This is a genomic window from Blautia sp. MSJ-9 (assembly GCF_018919065.1).
GTDB lineage: Bacteria > Bacillota > Clostridia > Lachnospirales > Lachnospiraceae > Blautia_A.
In genome coordinates this window covers 1-21911 of record NZ_JAHLQG010000034.1, presented here as the reverse complement: position 1 = coordinate 21911, position 21911 = coordinate 1, and the positions used below count along the sequence as shown (strand labels likewise).

Annotated in this window: 23 protein-coding genes; 18 read left to right on the top strand and 5 right to left on the bottom strand. The window is 36.0% G+C overall.

Annotated elements, in window-relative coordinates:
• Nucleotides 1-35: 35 nt before the first annotated feature.
• Entirely contained in the window at nt 36-1067 is a 1032-nt protein-coding gene (locus KQI87_RS09170) for an LCP family protein (RefSeq protein WP_216459874.1), read from the top strand.
• 91 nt (nt 1068-1158) lie between these two features.
• A complete protein-coding gene (locus KQI87_RS09165) occupies nt 1159-1761 on the top strand; it encodes a hypothetical protein (RefSeq protein WP_216459873.1) in 603 nt (200 codons plus the stop codon).
• 297 nt (nt 1762-2058) lie between these two features.
• Here KQI87_RS09165 and KQI87_RS09160 read toward each other — a convergent pair whose 3' ends face one another.
• Both KQI87_RS09160 and KQI87_RS16595 read right to left on the bottom strand, forming a co-directional pair.
• The gene (locus KQI87_RS09160) at nt 2059-2445 is read right to left on the bottom strand and encodes a tyrosine-type recombinase/integrase (RefSeq protein ID WP_253292443.1); all 387 of its coding nucleotides are present in this window, start codon (nt 2443-2445) and stop codon (nt 2059-2061) included.
• The gene (locus tag KQI87_RS16595) at nt 2442-2636 is read right to left on the bottom strand and encodes a hypothetical protein (RefSeq protein WP_253292442.1); all 195 of its coding nucleotides are present in this window, start codon (nt 2634-2636) and stop codon (nt 2442-2444) included. The genes KQI87_RS09160 and KQI87_RS16595 overlap by 4 nt, the downstream gene beginning before the upstream one ends.
• Nucleotides 2637-3270: 634 nt before the next feature.
• Between KQI87_RS16595 and KQI87_RS09155 the strand changes: the two genes are divergently transcribed.
• The 16 genes from KQI87_RS09155 (at nt 3271) to KQI87_RS09080 (ending at nt 19440) form a co-directional block, all read left to right on the top strand.
• Nucleotides 3271-3447, top strand: coding sequence for a hypothetical protein (locus KQI87_RS09155; RefSeq protein WP_216459872.1), 177 nt, complete (start codon nt 3271-3273; stop codon nt 3445-3447).
• A 372-nt stretch (nt 3448-3819) separates the two neighbouring features.
• Nucleotides 3820-4158: a hypothetical protein gene (locus KQI87_RS09150; RefSeq protein WP_216459871.1), complete on the top strand. Its 339-nt coding sequence runs from the start codon at nt 3820-3822 to the stop codon at nt 4156-4158.
• A gap of 57 nt (nt 4159-4215) precedes the next feature.
• A complete protein-coding gene (locus tag KQI87_RS09145) occupies nt 4216-4875 on the top strand; it encodes a sugar transferase (protein WP_216459870.1) in 660 nt (219 codons plus the stop codon).
• Between the two features lie 416 nt (nt 4876-5291).
• Nucleotides 5292-7283, top strand: coding sequence for a polysaccharide biosynthesis protein (locus tag KQI87_RS09140; RefSeq protein WP_330655768.1), 1992 nt, complete (start codon nt 5292-5294; stop codon nt 7281-7283).
• A 21-nt stretch (nt 7284-7304) separates the two neighbouring features.
• Nucleotides 7305-7493 carry a hypothetical protein gene (locus KQI87_RS09135; protein ID WP_253292441.1) on the top strand — a complete coding sequence of 63 codons (189 nt, stop codon included), beginning with the start codon at nt 7305-7307 and terminating at the stop codon, nt 7491-7493.
• Between the two features lie 117 nt (nt 7494-7610).
• The gene (locus tag KQI87_RS09130; RefSeq protein ID WP_216459869.1) at nt 7611-8813 is read left to right on the top strand and encodes a DegT/DnrJ/EryC1/StrS family aminotransferase; all 1203 of its coding nucleotides are present in this window, start codon (nt 7611-7613) and stop codon (nt 8811-8813) included.
• A 25-nt stretch (nt 8814-8838) separates the two neighbouring features.
• Nucleotides 8839-9522 (top strand): sugar transferase, encoded by a 684-nt coding sequence (locus tag KQI87_RS09125; protein WP_216459868.1) that lies wholly within the window; start codon nt 8839-8841, stop codon nt 9520-9522.
• A 5-nt stretch (nt 9523-9527) separates the two neighbouring features.
• Nucleotides 9528-10343, top strand: coding sequence for a glycosyltransferase (locus KQI87_RS09120; protein WP_216459867.1), 816 nt, complete (start codon nt 9528-9530; stop codon nt 10341-10343).
• A 34-nt stretch (nt 10344-10377) separates the two neighbouring features.
• Complete coding sequence (locus tag KQI87_RS09115; protein ID WP_216459866.1) at nt 10378-11646, top strand: hypothetical protein; 1269 nt, start codon at nt 10378-10380, stop codon at nt 11644-11646.
• A 15-nt stretch (nt 11647-11661) separates the two neighbouring features.
• Nucleotides 11662-12567 carry a glycosyltransferase family 2 protein gene (locus KQI87_RS09110; RefSeq protein WP_216459865.1) on the top strand — a complete coding sequence of 302 codons (906 nt, stop codon included), beginning with the start codon at nt 11662-11664 and terminating at the stop codon, nt 12565-12567.
• A 258-nt stretch (nt 12568-12825) separates the two neighbouring features.
• Nucleotides 12826-13701, top strand: coding sequence for a glycosyltransferase family 2 protein (locus KQI87_RS09105; RefSeq protein ID WP_216459864.1), 876 nt, complete (start codon nt 12826-12828; stop codon nt 13699-13701).
• Between the two features lie 30 nt (nt 13702-13731).
• Nucleotides 13732-15027, top strand: a complete 1296-nt coding sequence (locus tag KQI87_RS09100; RefSeq protein WP_216459863.1) for an O-antigen polymerase — start codon at nt 13732-13734, stop codon at nt 15025-15027.
• Nucleotides 15028-15029: 2 nt separating this feature from the next.
• Complete coding sequence (locus KQI87_RS09095; RefSeq protein WP_216459862.1) at nt 15030-16454, top strand: lipopolysaccharide biosynthesis protein; 1425 nt, start codon at nt 15030-15032, stop codon at nt 16452-16454.
• A gap of 57 nt (nt 16455-16511) precedes the next feature.
• On the top strand, nt 16512-17612 hold the full coding sequence (locus KQI87_RS09090) for a GDP-mannose 4,6-dehydratase (RefSeq protein WP_216459861.1): 1101 nt from the start codon (nt 16512-16514) through the stop codon (nt 17610-17612).
• A gap of 2 nt (nt 17613-17614) precedes the next feature.
• Nucleotides 17615-18853: a nucleotide sugar dehydrogenase gene (locus KQI87_RS09085; RefSeq protein ID WP_216459860.1), complete on the top strand. Its 1239-nt coding sequence runs from the start codon at nt 17615-17617 to the stop codon at nt 18851-18853.
• Nucleotides 18854-18903: 50 nt separating this feature from the next.
• Entirely contained in the window at nt 18904-19440 is a 537-nt protein-coding gene (locus KQI87_RS09080; RefSeq protein ID WP_216459859.1) for a VanZ family protein, read from the top strand.
• Nucleotides 19441-19701: 261 nt separating this feature from the next.
• Here the strand turns inward: KQI87_RS09080 and KQI87_RS09075 are convergent, their stop codons facing one another.
• Genes KQI87_RS09075 through istA form a run of 3 tightly spaced genes read right to left on the bottom strand, consistent with a single transcriptional unit; the run spans nt 19702 to nt 21747 of the window.
• Complete coding sequence (locus KQI87_RS09075; RefSeq protein ID WP_216459858.1) at nt 19702-19899, bottom strand: mobility-associated LCxxNW protein; 198 nt, start codon at nt 19897-19899, stop codon at nt 19702-19704.
• Entirely contained in the window at nt 19892-20671 is a 780-nt protein-coding gene (istB, locus tag KQI87_RS09070; protein WP_216459857.1) for an IS21-like element helper ATPase IstB, read from the bottom strand. The genes KQI87_RS09075 and istB overlap by 8 nt, the downstream gene beginning before the upstream one ends.
• A complete protein-coding gene (gene istA / locus KQI87_RS09065) occupies nt 20668-21747 on the bottom strand; it encodes an IS21 family transposase (RefSeq protein WP_334300733.1) in 1080 nt (359 codons plus the stop codon). Before istA ends, istB begins: the two co-directional genes overlap by 4 nt.
• Nucleotides 21748-21911 lie beyond the last annotated feature (164 nt).

The window sequence follows — 21911 nt, the reverse complement described above, 5'->3', positions numbered from 1 at the left end:
TAAGGCATACAATTGCAACGATTGAAGGAATGAAAATGAAAAAAACAGCAAGAGAAGCTGCGAGACAACGGAAGATAACTATGATCCTGATCATTGTACTGATCATAGCTCTTACAGTTCTGGGCGGTGGGTATTATCTGCTGATGCAGACAAAAGAGAATGCCGCAAAGAGCCAGAAGAGCAGCAGTCAGATACAGACAGCACAGACAAGTCAGCAGGACAGCGGTACTGTAGAATACAATGGTGAGTCATATAAATACAACGACCATCTCAGCAACTACTTATTTCTAGGAATTGATACAAGAGATTCGGTAGATACCTACCAGACACAGCAGGATGCTGGCCAGGCAGATGCAATATTTCTGGTGTCTATGGACAGAGCAACAGAACAGTTAAAAGTTCTGTTCATTCCACGAGACACTATGGCGAGGATAGAGGTGTTCAATCCATCAGGCAAGAGTCTGGGAGAGACAACAGATCATCTTAATATCCAGTATGCATTTGGCGATGGACAACAGAAGAGTTGTGAACTGATGAAAACAGCAGTATCCAATCTGCTGGAGGGACTTCCGATTCAAGGGTACTGTTCCATGAACATGGACGGTATTTCAGTGATCACGGACTTCGTAGGAGGAGTACAGATCACAGTGCCTGATAGCAGCCTTGAGGAAACAGATCCAGAATTTAAAGAAGGCGCTGTTGTAAACATTACAGGCGAGAACGCAGAAGAGTTTGTACGATATCGAGACACTGACAAGACCCAGAGTGCTCTGGTTCGTCAGGAGAGACAGAAAACCTATCTCCAGGCACTGGTTCAGAAAGCCCAGGAGAAGGCAAGTGAGGATGCCGGTTTTGTGGCAGACCTCTACGACAGTATTAAGAGTTACACAGTTACAAACATGGGAAATGATGTATTTGCCAAACTGCTGGCAGCATCCAGAAACGGAATCACTGATACAGAGACAGTACCGGGTGAGGGAACACAGGGTGAGAACTTTGACGAGTATCATGTAGATGAAGATGCATTGTCAGACTTGATAATTTCCATGTTTTATGAGAAAATCTAACTGATAGTACTGTTATATCACTCAGAGATAGTCCGTACAGACATTCTGTACGGTTATCTATATAAAAATAATCCAAAAGGAGAGGTGCATTATGAAAATTGCAAAGAAATTCATGACACTTGCTTTAGCAACTGCCCTTGGAGTAGGATGTGCTACTGTAGGTGTCAGTGCAGCAGGAAGCCGCACAAGCGCAATTACAGTATCCGCTGAACAGTCTGCAATCTATGAAGTTGTTCAGAAGATCGAAGACACAGAAGGCTTTGCTGATCTGAAGGCTGAACTGCCTGTAGTAGCTGACGCTTTCAAAGAAGTTAACGAAGGTAAGATGGAAGTAGCAGAATTCAAAGATGTTCTGAAAACTCTTGCTGACGAAACAACAGACGAAGAAGTGAAAGCTGCTCTTGAAGAAGTTGTTGAGAAACTTGAAGGAAAAGAATTCGTTACAGGATTCGATGAATTCAAAGTACTTGACGCTGACAAAGCAGAGAAAAATGCTGATGGCAAATATGAAGTAGAAATCGCTGTTCCAAGCATCACAGACGCTATGGAAAACATTCAGCTTCTTACCTACAGCAAAGAAGATGCAAAGAAATGGCAGATCGTAGATCCGATCAGCGTTGACAAAGAGAACAAAACTCTTGACGTTGCATTAGATGACGGCGCTTTCTTCACAGTAATCGCAGACGCTGAATAATTAATTCAATAACTCAAAAAAATGCAGCCGCCAGAAATGGCGGCTGTTTTTTTTGCTTGCAATGAGAACCTTGAGTTCTGAAAAGGGATATGCTATAATATATAAGAACAATTAGTTCTTATATATTTGTACAAATAAGAATAAAAAAACTTAAACAGGGAACAGTAGTAATAGATTCCCTCTCTTTTTTACTGAAGATAAGACCAATACGTTCTTTAAATTCGTAGAGTATCCTATTCTAAGAAAAAAGCCCCGGAAATCCTTTGTTTATGGGAGTTTCGAGGCTTTTGACGGCTTTTACATGACGGCTAATAAGCCGGAAAGTTTTTGCATATTCTGTTGCTTTAATTCCATAGAAGGGTGGACATATCGGTTCATTGTAATATTTACACTGGCATGACCAAGAATTTCACTGAGACTTTTGACATCGAATCCCAACTCTATACATCTAGTAGCAAAGGTATGGCGGAGTGCATGAAAATTCACTGGAGTCAATCCGCATTGGTTCTGTACATAACGGAAATAATTTTGCATTGTTCGTGGCTCTACATATTCCTCATCCATAGCTGCCAGAACATATCCCTGACGATCAGGAAATTCCTTTTGAATCAGCTGTAGTAAACTGTCTGTGATAGGAATAGTGCGGATAGAACATTTGCTTTTAGGAGAAGTAACAAGTATCATGGTTTTCTGTGTTCCACCATTATGAATTCTATACTCGCAATAGCCTGATTACGTTTCTTTTTTGCCTCTTGATAGGAAGAAGCGTAAACAGAGCCATAAACTGCTTTGCCACTTTCTGATCGTGCTTTAATGTATCTTCCTTCCCAACGCCCGTCTTTTCTTTTGTAAATATTCTCTCCTTTTTTTGACATAATAAAAGTTCTCCTTTCAGTAATATGTACGACTATAATTATTACGGTGTATTGATTAGTGTGTAGCCCAGAATGGCGAATTTTCCAATATCATTCCTCTAAATAATTCATAAAAAATATTGATGCTATACAAATATTTTGTCAAAAAAGATAGAATTGCCCCGATTTGCTCAGAAATATTGACAAAATATGCCGCAGTATGTAAAATTACTCATAGTTGAATTTATAGAATTAGATAGAAATGTAATTCGTGGAGTAGGATACTCTACGAAAAATGCCGAAATGAGGTGGATTCCGCCATGTGGTTTATGTATGAGCCTACAAAGAATATAATCGCAGAATTTAAAGAATTTTACGATACCAAATTATCAAAAGAAGAACAAAAAAAATTTTCATACCTACATATGACTACATGAAAAAATATCAGGGTTCCTGGCATATAGAACAGCGGCCTGTGTTCCCAGACAGTTTCTTTATTGAATGTAAGGATGAAACAGATCTACAAGGAACACTGGATAGACAAAAATGGTCATCCCCTATGAAGCGGGACATTATATCCGGCATAACATTATTACTACCAGAACAGGAACTATTTTTAAAAAATTTGATGCAGCCTGATATCAAAAGAATCTCCATGTCAACAGGCTATATCAAAGACGGTGTAACCCATGTGACTCAGGGACCTTTACAGGGAAAAGAAAAGCTGATCTGCAAAATAGACAGACACAAACGTCTGGCGAAACTTGAAATCTCACTGGGAGAGAGCAGACAAGAAATATCAGCAGGTTTGGAGATTATTTCTAAAAATTAAAAATGTGTATCAGTCAGGCATTCGATAATTTGACTGATACACAAAATAACTTCTTAAAAACATTTTTGAATAACATAAATGAATTACATAATTTCAGAAATGTACTAAAAAGAGATAAAGACCTAATAAGGTCAACTGAGGGGATTATTTTTATATAAATACTAAAAACAAAAGGAAGAGAAAAATGAAGGAGAAAAATATGATGAAGTTCATAAGGGAACCAAGAGCTGGGACATGTGAAAAAAGTTGTGGCTTATTTGTCATACACTAAAACTGTACATACAAATATAAGAAACATACATCACACATGCTTAATACACACATTATCAGATAAGACAAAATAAAAAAACGAAGGAATGCGGCGAAAGAAGAATGAGTGAAAAAGTTACAAACAACAAAAAAAGACTTGAACATTGGGAAGTGATCTCTCTGATCTTGATGGTATATGATTTTACGGCGATTCTGGTATCTTATTTTGCAGCTTTATGGATACGGTTTGACTGTAAATATGAAAATATCCAGAAAGATTATCTGCAGACATACTTTCACACAATATGGGTATATGCAGTTTTCTGTGTAGTTATATTCTGGTTCCTGCGCCTGTACAAAAGCATCTGGAGATTTGCAAGCTATGCGGAACTGATGCGCGTAATCATGGGAACCGTGATCACTGGCGTTCTTTATCTGATCACTGTTACGGCATTTAAATAGATTTAGATGAAAAAGAAATAGTTAAGAAGAATTTCTTTTAGGGGGAGTTTAAGAATTATGAGTTGGAGAAAAGTTGTTGGAATTATTACAGCGACAGTTGGTACTGCTTTTGTGACCACAGCTATTGTGGCTAAGGTAAAAAAAGGTAATAGCCAGTACGAGAATGAGCCAGAGCAGAAGAACCCAATGGAGGGTAAGAAGGTAATCTTCGTTCAAGACGAAAATGATAAAGAAAACGCTGATGGCATGAAAGGTCATCTTGAATCTATAGGTGAATGCAATCACAAAGCCGGTTTTTATGAGAAGTATGTAAAAAGAGGAATTGATATCGTCCTGAGTTTTGGCGGACTTGTAGTATTAAGCCCGGTATTATTAGGTATCGCTGTGGCTATTAAGATTGATGATCCAGGTCCTGTTTTGTTTACACAGAAGCGTGTGGGTGAGAATAAGAAATATTTCAAGCTCCACAAGTTCCGTTCCATGAAGATGAGTACTCCTCATGATAAGCCTACCCATATGTTGGAGAATCCAGAGCAGTATATCACAAAGGTTGGAAAATTTATCAGAGCACATAGTCTTGATGGGTACGATATAATAGGACAAACCCGTAAAGGCCTTGAAAACATAGGGTTTCGCGAGGTTAGTCCAATGAATTTTCTTGATAATCATACCTGTTTCGGGTGGTATTCCGGTGAGATGAGGATTGCGACAGTTTAGAACAAACAGCTCAGAATACTTGTAGATGCAAAGGATTTGAGGTGGTTTAGGCTGTAGGAATCCTGTTTGTTGTGTAATGACCAAAAAATAGATGGTCAAATGTGTTATGGCAGGTTCAAGGTTCGTTATGATGGTTCTTTCAGTTTGGAGAAATCATGATAAGGAGGTTTGAATAAGAGTCTTTTAGCACTGGTTTGTGCGGTGATTTAGAAAGACTGTCTGCCGTATTAGACGCTCCAATTTGTTGGGGGGGGAGGGAGTGCAAGATATGACAGGAAAAATAAAAACTGACGGTTATAAGAGGGTACTTCGGAGGTCCGGGGTGCGTCTGGCTGTGTCCTTCACCCAGTAAAACATGTTCACAGAAGAAAAGAAAAATATTTATTAAAAGTGCCGGATAACAGGAAGGAAATCTGGTGAGAAAAGAGGTACAGATGAAGGATAAGAAACGTAAAAAAAGAAATATTCGCTGGACATTGGTTTTATATGATCTGCTTGTTTTTGCTCTGGCGGCAGTGTTGCTTCTGGGGCTCTATGGAGGTAATGACAAGCTCACATATAACGGAATGGTGCAGCAGGCAGCATTAGCACTGGTATGTATTTTTGTCAGCAGACTGATTGGAAATGTATATGGTCAGATTTGGAGATATGGCGGCATTCAGTGTTACATCAGATTACTGTGTACAGATGCGGTAGCTTTTCTGGTTTATATGTGTTTAGAAATGTTGCTGCCGATAGAAAAGATTACTTTTGCGAGGATGCTGTGTCTGGCATGCCTGAACCTGCTTGGTGCACTGACACTTCGTATGGCATATCGCTATGCATATAAATGCGGGAATCAGGAAACAGCATTTGGACGATTTCTGTCATGGGTTTTATACACTGTTTCCGGTGTGAATGCAGCCAGTGATAAGGAAGTCCAGAAGATTAAAATTGCAATCATCGGAGCTGGACGTGTTGGAGTCAGCTTTGCAGAAGAACTGCTTAATAATGAAGAAGCTGCTTACATACCGAGATGTTTTATTGATACGAACCAGGATAAAGTAGGACGTGAGATCCAGGGAATCCCTGTATGGTCTGAGGATGAAGCAACATTTAGAAAGTTAGGCGAGTATGAGGTACAGGAGATTGTCTTTGCCATACCGTCCATGGATGTAGATAAGAAAAAAGCTCTGTACGATTATTACAAAAAAGCAGGGTATAAGTTAAAGGTTTATGATTATCCGACTGTTTATGCAGCAGGCGGAAAGAGACATTTAAGAGAGTTTGATGCGGAGGATCTGCTGTTCAGGAAGCCTCTGGCTGTGACTGATGAGCGTACCAACGACTATTACAAAGGCAAGGTGATTCTGATAACCGGTGGCGGCGGTTCTATTGGCTCTGAACTGTGCAGACAGTTGGCAAAGATGTCACCGAAGAAGATAGTTATTCTGGATATCTATGAAAACGGTGCTTATGATGTCCAGCAGGAATTAAAGATTGCTTATGGCAGTGCTTTGAATCTGCAGATTGAGATCTGCTCTATCACTCACAAGAAAGCACTGGAAAAAGTGTTTGAGAAACATCATCCGCAGATCATCATCAATGCGGCTGCTCATAAGCATGTGCCGCTGATGGAGAATAACTGTGTGGAAGCAATCTATAACAATGTATTTGGAACGAGAAATCTGGTGGAACTGTGCGAAAAATATGAGGCAGAACGTTTCATGATGGTTTCCACTGATAAGGCGGTAAATCCTACAAACGTAATGGGTGCAACTAAGCGTATGTGTGAGATGATCGTGCAGAGTGCAAGTACCCATGGAAAAGTGAAGTACAGTGCAACCAGATTTGGAAACGTACTGGGAAGTGCAGGTTCTGTTATTCCGCTGTTCCGAAGACAGATTGCAAACGGCGGACCGGTCACTGTTACTGATAAGAGAATCATCCGTTATTTCATGACAATTCCGGAGGCATCCCAGCTGGTACTGCAGAGTGGAGCAATGGCAAAGAACGGTGAGCTGTTTGTACTTGATATGGGAAAACCTGTGAAGATTTATGACCTGGCTGAGAATATGATCCGTCTGTCTGGCGTACATGGAGTGCAGATTATTGAAACAGGATTAAGACCAGGAGAAAAACTTTATGAGGAACTGCTGGTTAAAACAGAAGAACTGGATAAGACTGAAAACAGCATGATTTTCATTGAAAGAGATACTGCATTGAGTGAAGAAGAAATCAGCAGACGTCTTGCCCTGTTGCAGGATGCCTGTGATATCGGCGATGATGACATGGCACGTGAAGCATTGAGAAAGGCTGTGCCTACGTTCAGGAAACCGGAAGAAGTTAATAAAGAAGCTGTTCTGGATGGAAAACATATTCAGGACAAGGCATATCAGGTTAATTTAGAGCAGAAGATAGCGATTTAAAAGCTGGAAAGGAAAAGCCGTATGCATTACGAAACAAAAGGAATTTTAGAAAAAATAAAGGGTTCAGTTATCTGTAAAACAGATGATGGTGAAGTGGAATATGCATCCACTTCCATGATCCCAGAGGATATCAGTGGGGAGCAGATGATTATTACGTCTATTTTCACGAAAGATAATAAAATCGTGCTGTATTTTGAAAAAATCCAGTGATCAAAAATGATCTGAATGCAGACTGGGTAAAAGAGCATATTAAGGCAACAGGCGTGGAACCAGGATTCTTTTAAAAGACCTGATTGAATAAACATTAAAGAAAGGAAATTGTTGATTATGAAAATACCATTTTCACCGCCAGATATTACAGAAACAGAAGTAGAACAGGTTGCAGAGGCATTGAGATCCGGATGGATCACAACAGGTCCGAAAACAAAAGAATTGGAAAGAGAAGTTGCGGGTTTATGTGGTGTAAATCGTGCTGTATGTCTGAACTCTCAGACTGCCTGTGGTGAAATGACATTAAGATTACTTGGTATTGGAAAAGATGATGAAGTTATCACCAGTGCTTATACCTATACAGCCAGTGCATCAATTGTATGCCATGTAGGAGCTAAACTGGTTCTGATTGATACACAGGAAAATTCACTGGAAATGGATTATGACAAACTAGCTGATGCTATTACTGAGAAAACAAAAGTAATTATTCCAGTTGACCTTGGCGGTGTACCATGCGATTATGACAGAATTTTTTCTATTGTAGAGAGTAAAAAACACCTGTTCCATCCGGAAAATAAAATCCAGAAGGCAATAGGCAGAGTCATTGTTATGGCAGATGCTGCTCATGCTTTTGGAGCAACATGGAAAGGCAAGCCGATTGGAAGTGTTGCTGATTTCTCAAATTTCAGTTTCCATGCAGTAAAGAATTTTACTACTGCTGAGGGTGGTGCTGCTACATGGAGAGACATTGAAGGTATTGATAATGAGACGCTGTATCATCAGTATCAGCTTCTTTCTCTTCATGGGCAGTCTAAGGATGCTTTGGCAAAAACACAGCTTGGTGCATGGGAATACGACATTATCGGACCATGGTACAAATGCAATATGACAGATGTGGTTGCAGGAATTGGTTTGGCGCAGATGAAACGTTATCAAGGATTACTTGCCAGAAGAAAAGAAATTATCGGTAAATATGACGCTGCATTTAAGCCACGTGGTATTGAAGTGCTGGATCACTATACTGATAAGCACCAGTCATCTGGTCATCTGTACATAACAAGAGTGCCAGGAATCACTATGGAACAGAGACATGAAATCATTGTAAAAATGGCAGAAGCAGGTATTGCCTGCAACGTACATTACAAGCCATTGCCAATGATGACTGCATACAAAAAACTTGGATTTGATATTAAAAATTATCCAAATGCATACAAGAGATTTGAAAATGAAATTACACTGCCGCTTCATACCAGACTGAAAGATGAGGAAGTGGAATATGTGATTGAACAGTACTGTAAAATTGTAAGGGAGTATTTATAAAAATAGATTGAGATGGGAGATTGTTATGTTACGAGAATGGGATAAACTGCCAAAGAGTATGCGAACAGAAGCTGTTCGTCCATATTATGAAAGACTGAAAAAGAAAAAAGTAAGCCTGGCATTAAAGAGAATTTTTGATGTGATTGCATCCTCTATCATGCTTGTAATACTTTCTCCCTTGTTGCTCATCATTTCAATTTTGATTGTGACAGATTCAAAAGGTGGAGTATTTTACCGTCAGGAGAGAGTTACCCAGTATGGGAAGAAATTCAAGATATTTAAATTCCGGACAATGGTAGCAAATGCGGATAAAATCGGAACGCAAGTAACGGTATCAAATGATAATAGAATCACAAAAATTGGTGCTGTGATCCGAAAATATCGTATTGATGAGATACCACAGCTGCTTAATATTCTGGCCGGTGATATGTCTCTGGTAGGTACCCGTCCGGAAAGTGTGCATTATGTAAAACATTATACTCCGGAAATGATGGCAACATTGCTTCTGCCAGCAGGTGTGACATCAGAGGCGAGCATACTTTATAAAGATGAGGCAGAACTGTTGAATCAGGCAGATGATGTAGATAAAGTTTACATAGAAAAAATTCTTCCAGAAAAGATGAAATATAATCTGGAAAGTATTAAGAAATTTAGCTTTATCCGGGAAATAGGAATAATGGTAAGAACTGTTGTAGCGGTTGTGAGGTAATAGAGATGGAATATAGTGTTTTGATGACAGTTTATGGAAAAGACAATCCAGAATATTTTAGAAAAGCTTTAATGAGCATGGTTAAGCAAACAAAAAAGCCAGATGAAATTGTATTGGTTAAAGATGGTCCTGTTACCGAAGAACTACAATCTGTAATAGATAAGATTGATGAAAAATATCCAAATTTAATTATCCAGGTGATGCTTCCTAAAAATAAAGGGCTAGGTCTTGCTTTGAATGAGGGAATTAAAGTTTGTAAAAATGAACTTTTGGCACGTATGGATTCAGATGACATTTCACTACCGACAAGATGTGAAAAACAGGTAGCTGAGTTTGAAAAAGACTCCCGATTGGATATTATTGGTTGTCCTGTAATTGAATTTGTTGGTGAACCAAATAATAAGGTTGGTAAACGTGATGTACCGTTAGACAATGAATCAATACATAAATATTGTAAAAAGAGAGATCCATTCAATCATCCGACTGTTATGTATCGAAAAAGCAAAGTTGAAGCTGTCGGCTGTTATGGAGATCTTAGAAAAAATCAAGATACAGATTTATGGATTAAAATGTTAGCAAATGGTGCTGTCTGCAAGAATTTGCCAGAATATTTGCTGAGATTTCGTTTTGATGAGGGTACTTATAAAAAAAGAAAAAATTGGTTAAATACTAAATTATTAATAGAAATTAGATGGAAAGCCTTTAGAACAGGATTTTGTTCTTTTATTGATTTTGCTGAAGTAGCAGGGGCACAAATGGCTATTTATCTATTACCAATACGTTTTCAGGAATTTGTTTATAAAAAAGTATTAAGAAGATAAAACTCGTATTTTGAATAGAAAATGAGGATTTATAATGAGTTTAGAACAGAAAATAAATTACCAGCTAAATAAATACCCGGCTGTGAAAAGGGTAGTAAAGAGAGCATATCAGACAGGAATGTATGCCGTTTCAAAGAAAATTAAATCAGAGGGAAATATTACCAGAATATCTCCTAATGATTCCGAACACGAATATTTTTTTGGATATTATGATAAATCACCATGGGATATTACGGACAGATATATGCTTTGTCTTAAAGCTAATGATACATGGTCAGATGTAAGTCCAAAAGAAAAAGCAGATATTTTATTGATTGATACAGAGAAAAGTGAATCCGATCCAGAAAGAGTAAAAAAAATTGCAGAAACAAGTGCATGGAATGTACAACAGGCCTGTATGCTTCAATGGCTAGGTCCAGATTTTAAAGATAGAATACTTTTCAATGACTGTCGGAATGGAAAATATGTATCTGTTATTTTGAGTTTGAAAACAATGACAGAGAAAGTGATTCCAGCACCGGTTTACACAGTATCATCTGATGGTAAGTTTGCATTAACATTAGATTTCAGTAGGCTATACAATTTAAGACCTGGATATGGCTACTATAATGTTCCAGAAAAAACGAAGGATGTTTCACTTCCAGATACTACTGCTATATGGAAGGTTTCACTTGAAACAGGTGAGATAACAGAACTTTTAAAATATACTGATTTTGCTATATTTCAACCAAGACACGAAATGCAGGAAAAAGGATCTGTTCATAAGGTGAATCATCTTATGTTAAGCCCGAATAATGAGAGATTTATGGTATTGTACCGTTGGTTTAATGGTGAGAGAAAATATACGAGATTGATTACTTGTAATGTTGATGGAACAGATATGTATGTTTTATCTGATGATGACATGGTTAGTCATTGTTTTTGGAAAAATGATAATGAAATTATTGCTTTTGAAAATAAAAAGCATGGTGGTACAGGGTATTATCTTATGCGGGATAAAACAGAAAGATATTATCATTGTTGGAAAGAGTTAACAGGAGATGGGCATCCAAGTTTTTCTCCTAATAGAAATTTGGTAGTTACTGATTCTTATCCAGATCGAGCACGTATTCAGTACATTAGAGTTATGGATGGAGATGTAAGAAAAAACGGAATAAATATAGTTGCAAAAGTATTTGCGCCTTTTAAGTATGACAATGATACAAGATGTGATTTACATCCAAGATGGAATCATGCAGGAAATAAAATTTGTTTTGATTCTGTCTTTGAAGGGCATAGAGGTATTTATATAGTTGAGTTATAAGGAGTATTTTAGATAATGCAGAATAAAGAAGAGGATAGAAATGTTAAGGTTAAAGGTTTAGTATCATGTATAATTCCTACATATAAAAGAAGTGATACGTTATTAAGAGCGGTTAATAGTGTACTTGCTCAAACATACCATAATATTGAAGTACTTGTGGTGGACGACAATAATCCAAATGATGAATATAGTTTAGCAACTCAGGAGAAAATAAAAACAGTTTCTGATTCACGCATACGGTACATCTTACAAAAGAAGCATGTTAATGGGGCTGTTGCACGAAATGAGGGAATAAAAAAAGCGAAGGGAGAGTTTATTGCATTTTTGGATGATGATGATGAGTGGCTTCCGAATAAAATTGAAGAACAAGTAGAGTTTTTAAACAAAAATTTGCAAATTGATGGAGTGTCTTGTCTGTACAGTATAAAAAATAGAGGTGAGATTGTTCGCGTATGTAAACCATATACGGGGGAACAATTGCACAAAAAAGTGTTAGACAGATCAGTTTCAGTATTTACAACAACAATATTAGTGAGACGGAAAGCGCTGGACGAAGCGGGATATTTTGACGAGGATTTGTTAAGACATCAAGATCTTCAATTATTACTGGATTTTTTATATTATCATAATATGGAAGTAATTCAGGATTACTTAGCCATTTTGCATTCGGATTCAGAAATTAATCATCCGGATGTAAAAAAAATGATTGAAGTAAAGGGGACTTTTTTTGATAAATGCCGCAAACATATGCAAAAGTATAGTATATCAGAACAAAAACAAATTCTGGCAGCACATTACTTTGAAATTGTAGTTGCAGCAATACGAAATAAAAATATGTTTATAGCATTTAAATACATTTTAAAAATAGGTATTAATCCTAAGGCTTATAAAAATGTTTTTAGAAGATGGAAATCCCGGTAAGCAAAAAATTATTGGAAATTATGAGAATTCTATATAATATTATATGTGGTTCATCAAAGAGAATGTTATGTAAAAAATATAACTTTTGATGTTATTTAATATGTTCACTAATACAGGGACTTTTTATTGCAACTATTTGCTTGAAATGTTTTGCTTGTATTATTTTTAAATTTATTCTGCGTTTTGAGAAATATAAAACAAGATTATAGGAAGGAAATGTATAGTTGTTATTTTTTAAACAATTATATTAGATAAAAAATGAATGCATTAGTATGTTATTGTATTCTTCATTATAAAAATTTTGAAGTTACAATGGAGTGTGTTGATAATATATTAAAAAATAATGATACAGAGAATTTCCATATTGTTGTTGTAGATAATGGTTCAAACAATAATACTGGAGAGAGATTAAAAGCTATATACGAAAGAAATAAAAAAGTTCACATAATAATTAATGAAAGTAATTTAGGATTTGCAAGGGGAAATAATATTTCTTATGATTATGCAAAATGTATACTTAAGGCAGATATCATTGTAATGATGAATAGCGATATTATGATAAGTAATACATTTAGTGCGAAAAAGATTTGTGAAATTTGCAATGGAGGCACAGATATTATAATCCCAGATATTATAAATAAAATAGGAAATCATCAGAATCCATTAAGGAAAAATATTCCATGTAGAAAAGAGTATATAACTTCTATGATAAAAAATATTGTGATTATTCTGGGTGTGCAAATACCAGTTGCTGGTAAATATATTTATTCTTGGTATCAGAAAAGAATAAATAATAGAGAAACCAGACTGATAAAAAAAGATTTTGCATTTAACTGGAAAGATTTTGTTCCACATGGATCTTGTATCATATTTAATAAAAAATGGATTGATAAAGAATACTTTGCATTTGTTCCTATCACTTTCTTATATTGCGAAGAGGAAATTTTGTATTCTTATATAAAAAAGAATAAGTATTCAATGATGTTTCATCCAGACTTATGTATTGAACATTTGGAAGATGCTTCTATAAATTATGCCTATAAAAATGGTAAAGAAAAATTAATTTTCAGATTAAAATGCCAAACAAAATCAATTATTTCCTATCTTAAATTTGATGCCAAACAAAAAATTTGAGATTTAATATGAACAAGGAGTAATTAGGTGATGTATCTATTATTTGTTATAGTATCAGTTTTTTTGCTAATGCTTGCTAAAAACACCATAGGTAAATGGATAAATCCATGTGCTGTGTATATTGTTATTTGGTGGATAGCTTTGTCAATTCATGATTTAAATCTTATTTATTATAATGATATGAAAAAAGTTACTTATTTATATATTATTGCTTATGAATGTTTTGTTTGTTTTGGCATTATGTTTGGGAGTAAATATAAATTTGTATTTGGAAAAAAGAATATATATTCTCAAGTTTCGAGCGAAAATGATTTTGATTATACTAAATTAGATAAACTAATTTATGCAACTGCTATTTTTGCGGCCTGTGCAATAATTCCAAACATAATGATGATTTTGGTGAAATACGGATTTTCCGGAATAATTAGTAATATGGCAGACATATATGCAGCTAGAGAATCAGGAGAAATGGATTATGTTAACTATTTTGCTCCAATGATTTATGTGTCTCTTGTTCTCATGAGCATACGAATAAAGAAAGAGGGAATGAAATTCTGCTTTATATTGGTGATTGTTCTGGCAATATTAAATGCATTGAGTTTTGGTGGACGAAATAATGTTATGTATACTGTTTTAACGATACTTCTTCCATTTTTAGTGAATAATGATAATAGAAATGAAAATATGAAAGCTGTTAAAACAAATAAGTTTAATAAAAAAAGAAAAAGAATTGTTGGAGTAGTTATTATTTTATGTGTTGTAATTTTATATAAAATTAATATGCAAAGAGCATTGGCCACAGTTATTCCTAATAATATTTCTCCGTTGATGAAAAGTCTTGTTACAAAGAATTATAGTATTTATAAAACAGTACAGTACATATCAGAACCAATTTCGTATTTAGATGTTTATTTAGATAATTCTTATTTTAAGTTTGGAGTGAATACTTTTTATTTTTGGTATAAACAGATGAATAAATTAGGATTTAATCTTCCTATTTTAACAACTTTACCTTTTTATAATGTTCCAATGCAATGTAATGTTGGTACATATATAACGGAATTGCTTATAGATTTTAGTTGGTTTGGTTTATTTATTGCTTTTTCCTTTGGTCTGATTTTAGGCATTTCATATAGAAGATTTCGAGTTGATAATACTGATATTTTGGCTGCCTTGTTAATGACAATTTTTTATATTGCGCTTATACTATCATTTTTTATGTGGCATATAAGAAGTACTACGATATGGCTTTTTATATTATACAGTGTTTTTGTGTCATTAGTATGGAATAGATTCTATAGATATAAACATAGATTGGAGAAATAATTATGACATTCAACTCAAAAAATAAAGTATTAAATGATATATTGAAAGTAGCTGCCAGTAATATTATTGTATTATTTTCAGGTGTATTAGTTGGTTTTTTGTTACCTAAAATAATAGGTATTACTGATTATGGCTATTATAAAACATACACGTTATACGCTACATATGTGGGAATGTTTCATTTTGGTATTTCTGATGGTATATATTTAAAATATGGTGGAAAAGATTATAGTCAGTTAGATCGTTATAAATTTCGGTATTATACCAAAATGTTTTCGTTTGTAGAAAGTATAATTGCTGTCTTGATAATGGTAATTTCAATATTTATTTTAAATGATGATATACAATTCATATTTATTTGTCTTGCAATTTATTTAGTATTTCATAATATAACTAGTTATTATCAAGCAATATCTCAAGCAACAAGTAGATTTAATGAATTATCTCAAAGAAATATAATACAATCAGTTCTTGTGTCATGCATAATTATAGGATTATGGTGGGGAAAATTAGTATTTTATTTAGATATAACCTATAAAGCCTATATAATATTATATTCAATAATAATAATAATTTTGGCTATATGGTATGTTATTACATATAGAGAAATTTCTTTTGGGCAAACTCATATGAAGAGAGAAAATATAAGGGAAATTTTTTCTCTTATTATATTGGGTTTTCCTTTAATGTTAGCTAATTTGTGCTCTTCATTAATTTTGACATTGGATAGACAATTTGTAAATATATTATTTGATACAGAAACGTATGCAATTTATGCTTTTGCATATAATATGTTGGCTTTGGTAACAACAGCTACATCTGCCATATCAATGGTATTATATCCAAATCTTAAAAAAACTGATGAAAGAACTCTTAAGAACAATTATAGTAGTTTGATTGGAGCAATTTTGTGTTTGATGTTTGGGTGCCTTTCAATTTATTTTCCGTTAAATATGTTTGTATCCTGGTTTCTAACTAAATATATTAAAGCATTAACTATATTTAGGATTATTTTCCCTGGTCTTGCAATAAGCTCCGCCATTACAATAGTTATGCATAATTATTATAAAACATTAGGCATTAATGTTATATTTTTTGTAAAAAGTGTGGTTGTGTTAGTGATATCTGCTAGCGCAAATTTTTTGGCATATAAATTATTTGGAACAACAGAATCTATTTCAATAGCTTCAATTATTACGATGATATTTTGGTATCTGCTTGTTGAATATTATTTTGTGAAGCATTATAGAATAAAATGGATTAAGAATTTTGTATATTTTCTAATAATGATGGTTATGTTTTATATAATCACAGCTATTTCAAACCAAATATATGCATTAATTACATATGCAGGTATATTTTTGTGTATAACGATTTTGCTTTATTACAAAGATATTAAGAATAAATTATTTTGTTGGACTAAATAAAATTTTGTTAAAAGGCTTTAACTAAGTATAGCTTAATATATAATTGAGGTAAGATTAATGAGAGAGAAAAACATTGCATTAAGAAACAAGATGATTTTTGTAACTGGAGTTGCGGGCTTTATTGGTTCAAATCTTATAATGAAACTTTTGAAAACGGTGCATCCAGTGCATATTATTGGCATTGATAATATGAACGATTACTATGATGTTTCAATAAAAGAGTGGCGATTAAAAAAAATTGAGAATATAGCCAATGAGTATCCAGAATCTTCATGGAAATTTGTAAAAGGAAATATAGCAGATAGGGAAATTATTGATCAGATTTTTAATGAATATAAACCATCAGTTGTTGTAAATCTGGCTGCGCAGGCAGGAGTTCGTTACTCCATTACAAACCCTAACGTGTACATAGAGAGTAATCTGATTGGATTTTATAATATTCTGGAAGCTTGCCGTCATTCTTATGATAATGGTCAAGAAGGAGTAGAACATCTAGTATATGCATCTAGTTCCTCAGTTTACGGGACAAATAAAAAGATTCCATATTCCACAGATGACAAGGTAGATAATCCAGTATCCTTGTATGCTGCAACGAAGAAATCAAATGAATTGATGGCACATGCTTACAGCAAATTGTATAACATACCGTCGACAGGTCTTCGTTTCTTTACTGTATATGGACCGGCAGGACGTCCAGATATGGCATATTTTGGATTTACAAATAAACTTCGTGCAGGAGATATTATTCAGATTTTTAACTATGGTAATTGTAAACGTGATTTTACCTACGTGGATGATATTGTAGAAGGGGTGAAACGTGTAATACAGGTTGCTCCTGAGAAGAAGACAGGAGAGGACGGGCTTCCGGTTCCTCCGTATACTGTTTATAATATTGGCAATAGCAATCCTGAGAATTTGTTGGAGTTTGTGGATATTTTGCAGCAGGAACTGATTCGTGCAGGAGTCCTTCCGGAAGATTATGACTTTGAATCACACAAAAAATTGGTACCAATGCAACCAGGAGATGTTCCTATTACTTATGCAGATACAACTGCATTGGAGCGGGATTTTGGTTTTAAACCTAAAACAAGTCTTAGAGATGGATTAAGGAAATTTGCAGAATGGTATAAAGAATTTTATATGCAGGAGGAATTTTAAAGATGAAGATATCAGTAGCAGGTACAGGATATGTAGGTTTATCAATCGCGACACTTTTATCACAGCATCATGAGGTGATGGCTGTGGATATCATCCCAGAGAAGGTGGAACTGATCAATCAGAGGAAATCTCCTATTCAGGACGAGTATATTGAGAAATATCTGGCTGAGAAGGATCTGAATCTTACAGCTACTTTGGATGCAGAGGCTGCTTATAAGGATGCAGATTTTGTGGTGATTGCAGCACCTACCAATTATGACAGCAAGAAAAACTTTTTTGATACTTCTGCAGTGGAGGCAGTGATCAAGCTGGTGATTCAGTATAATCCGGATGCGGTAATGGTTATCAAGTCTACCATTCCGGTAGGCTATACAGCCAGTGTGAGGGCGAAGTTTCATTGCGATAATATTATCTTCAGTCCGGAATTTTTACGAGAGTCAAAAGCATTATATGATAATCTGTACCCATCTAGAATTATTGTTGGAACTGACGTACAAAATGCAAGATTGGTAAAAGCAGCCAATACTTTTGCCGGACTTTTACAGGAAGGGGCAATTAAGGAAAATATTGATACCCTGATTATGGGATTTACAGAAGCTGAGGCAGTTAAGCTTTTTGCGAATACATATCTGGCATTGAGGGTATCCTATTTCAATGAGCTTGATACTTATGCTGAAATGAAGGGACTGAATACTCAGCAAATTATCAACGGTGTTTGTCTGGATCCGCGTATTGGTTCTCATTATAATAATCCATCCTTTGGATATGGTGGATATTGTCTGCCGAAGGATACCAAGCAGCTTCTGGCCAATTATGAAGATGTTCCACAGAATATGATGTCTGCCATTGTAGAATCCAACAGAACGAGGAAAGACTTTATTGCCGACAGAGTTTTACAGAAGGCAGAATACTATGCTTATGGTGATGAAAATACTTATGATGCTTCAATGGAAAAAGAGGTTGTAATTGGCGTATACCGTCTGACTATGAAATCTAATTCCGATAACTTCCGTCAGTCATCTATTCAGGGAGTTATGAAGCGTATCAAAGCGAAAGGTGCAACCGTTATTATCTATGAACCAACGCTGGAAGATGGAACAACCTTTTTTGGAAGTAAGGTTGTAAATGATCTTGCCAAGTTTAAAGAGCAGAGTCAGGCAATTATCGCCAACAGGTATGATAGCTCTCTGGATGATGTGAAGAATAAAGTTTATACAAGGGACTTGTACGGACGGGATTAAATCTGGCAGACACCTGAAAACAGAGGAAACTGTAATGAAAGGTGTAAGGAATGGACATTTATCAAATCTGGACAACATATAATCCAATGTGGTCTGAACGTGAAATCATCTGCTTTTCAGTACTTATGATATTGGTAATGGTGATGGTAATTCATGGCATTCAGAAGAAGAAATGGAATCCGATACAGGGAGTTGCTATTGTAGTGTTGGTACTGTTTCTTGGAATTGTATTTGGTTCTACTGTTTTTACAAGAATCACTGCAATCCGGCAATATGAATTAAAGCCATTCTGGTCATGGTGTGCGATTATACGCTATCATGATCGGGAACTGCTGAGGGAGAATCTGTTAAATTGTCTCCTGCTGGTACCTATGGGGCTCCTGTTACCAATAATCTTTAATCACAAAGTCAAACTAAACCGGGCATTACTTGCAGGTTTTCTGGTATCAGTAGTCATTGAACTGTCACAGCTTATCTTCAAAAGAGGGTTGTTTGAGTGGGATGATATAATTCACAATGCGCTGGGCTGTATGCTCGGGTGTTGGGTTATAAACTGGATTTTTGTAAAATTGAAAAATCGTAAATGAGATGGGGGACAGCCGATTACTGGCTGTCCCTTTTTATTTGTTCATCGATGGCGCGGTTGATGAAGGCGGATGGTAAGCGATGAATAATCCACCGGTTTTTCAGTATCCAAAATTTATGAGATAATCCCTCTAAGGAGTGGTATCTCTATAACTTTTCCAGTTTGAGTATTCCAATGCAATAGTGCATGCTTTCCAAAGATTCAGAGCACCCTTTTCCGGAAAAATAGTGCATATCTTTCCGGAGCAGAGTGCAGCATTTAATTAGTATTCATCAGGAATAGCTATTCCGTGTTCTGTAAGAAGTACTTGTAAATGGTCAATATATTCTCTTAAGTGCTGGATTTCTCTCCAATTATCATGACACAGTTCATCGGCTTCCTCTAATTCGTGGCGGGTTATTTCATAATCCGTAAACTTGATGCATTTATGGTCTTTGCTGAAGGCGCGATAGTCAGTCATGGACAGCTCCTTTCCGGGAAGCGTTAATGCCATGGCGTTCCCTCATGGATACACGGCCATCAATCATCACCTCGTAGGAATTATGAATGATTCGGTCGATGATTGCTTCGCAAATAGTGGCATCACATTCATTTCCAATGCGGTTGTACCAGCCTTTTGGTTCAAACTGTGTACAGAAAATCACAGAGCCTTTTACACTACGGGCTTCAATGATCTCGAGAAGCTCCCGTGTCTGTTCTGTAGATACTGGACTTAACAGGAATTCATCCAGAATCAAAAGATCAATCTTTTGATATGCTTTAATTACCTTTTTCAGCGTGCCGTCCCCATGTGCAACAGCCAGCTCATTCAATAGATCCGGCAGACGTACATAACGTACTTTGATAAAGTTCCTGCAGGCTGCGATCCCGAGTGCACAGGCGATGTATGTTTTGCCATTCCCGGAGGCTCCTTTTAAAATGATATGGTGGTCATCGGATATATACCGGCAGGTGGAGAATTCCAGCATCTGTCCTTTATCCAGATTTCGGTCAGGATGATACTCGATATCTTCCATGCACGCATTGGGATAACGGAATTCAGCACTGCGGATAAGCTTTTGCAGTTTTGTGCTTTTTCGCTTATCCCATTCTTTATCAACCAGCATACCGAAGCGGTCTTCAAAGGATAATCCCTGATAGGTCTCAGAATCCCTGCACTGGCATTCAAAAGCATCTGACATTGCAGATAATCGCAGATCATGCAGCTTATCTATGGTTGACTGACGGATCATGAACGGTCACCTCCTTCGTAATAGGAGGCACCTCTGGTAATGCCATACTTGGAACTTTCTTTATTAAAAGCGCTGGAAGCAGCTTTCTCTACTGCCACTTTGTCCTGACCATTTTTCAAAATGGTGCTGATATTTTTCAAACTTGGGCTTGGCGTGTAACTAAGTGCCTTGACACAGGCGTTTCCCAAACGTTCCGTACCATAGCGGTCCGCAAGTTTCATCAACGATGCACAGGATTTGTAACCCTGTTGTTCTACCTTATGCATATATAAAAAATGTTTTACTACAATAAGGGTGGAACAGCCAACATTATTTCCCCAGGCCAGAAAACTGTCGGTGTTGTATTCCAGAAACTTTCTGTGATTTTCAGGCATATGTTCTGGTACATAAATCGGTTCCGGAGAGTACAGCCTACGCACATGCGATGCTATACGGTTGTTGTGGTAAAAAACTTCAATACTGTTTTCAGTGACACGGATATCGACTTTCTTACCGATAAATTCATACGGGACAGAATACTTGCAATCTCCGATTTTTATGAGATAATCGGGTTGTATGGTGGCAGTTGACCAGACAGCCGTTTCATACGGGGAAGCAGGTAATGGCATGAGGAAGTCCTTTTCTTCTTCAATAAATGCAGATAACCTGCTTCCTTTCTTTTTCTGGAAAGGTTTCGCATTGAATTCTTCAAGTTTTTCATGGATGGCTTTATTAAGCTCATCAAAAGTGAAGAACTTCCGGTTTCTTAAGGCTGCAAGGATCCATGTTTCAAGAACTTTTACAGTACCTTCCGCATTTGGTTTATCCTTCGGTTTTACCGGACGGGCAGGAATAATTGCAGTTCCATAGTGCTCTGCCATTTCGTGGTAGGATCGGTTAAGTATAAGCTCTGTCCGTGTGTTTTTGATCACACCTGTTTTAAGATTATCTGGTACAAGAATACGTGTTACACCGCCAAAGAATGAATAGGCATGGATATGAGCTTCTATCCAGTGGTTGGATTTCATATCGGGGAATGCTTCCGCATATCCATACAAACTGCATGGAAGAACAGCAACAAATATATATGCAGATATGTCGCTGCTACTGGCAGCATCATAAACTTTAAGCGTATCGCCTACCCAGTCTTATGAGAAGAGAAAAGTTATGAGAAGAGATGGCGCTAATTCACGATTTTCAATCTATTTCTTCGTATTTTACTTCTCATAACTTTTAAATCAAATATACCTGCTATACTGAA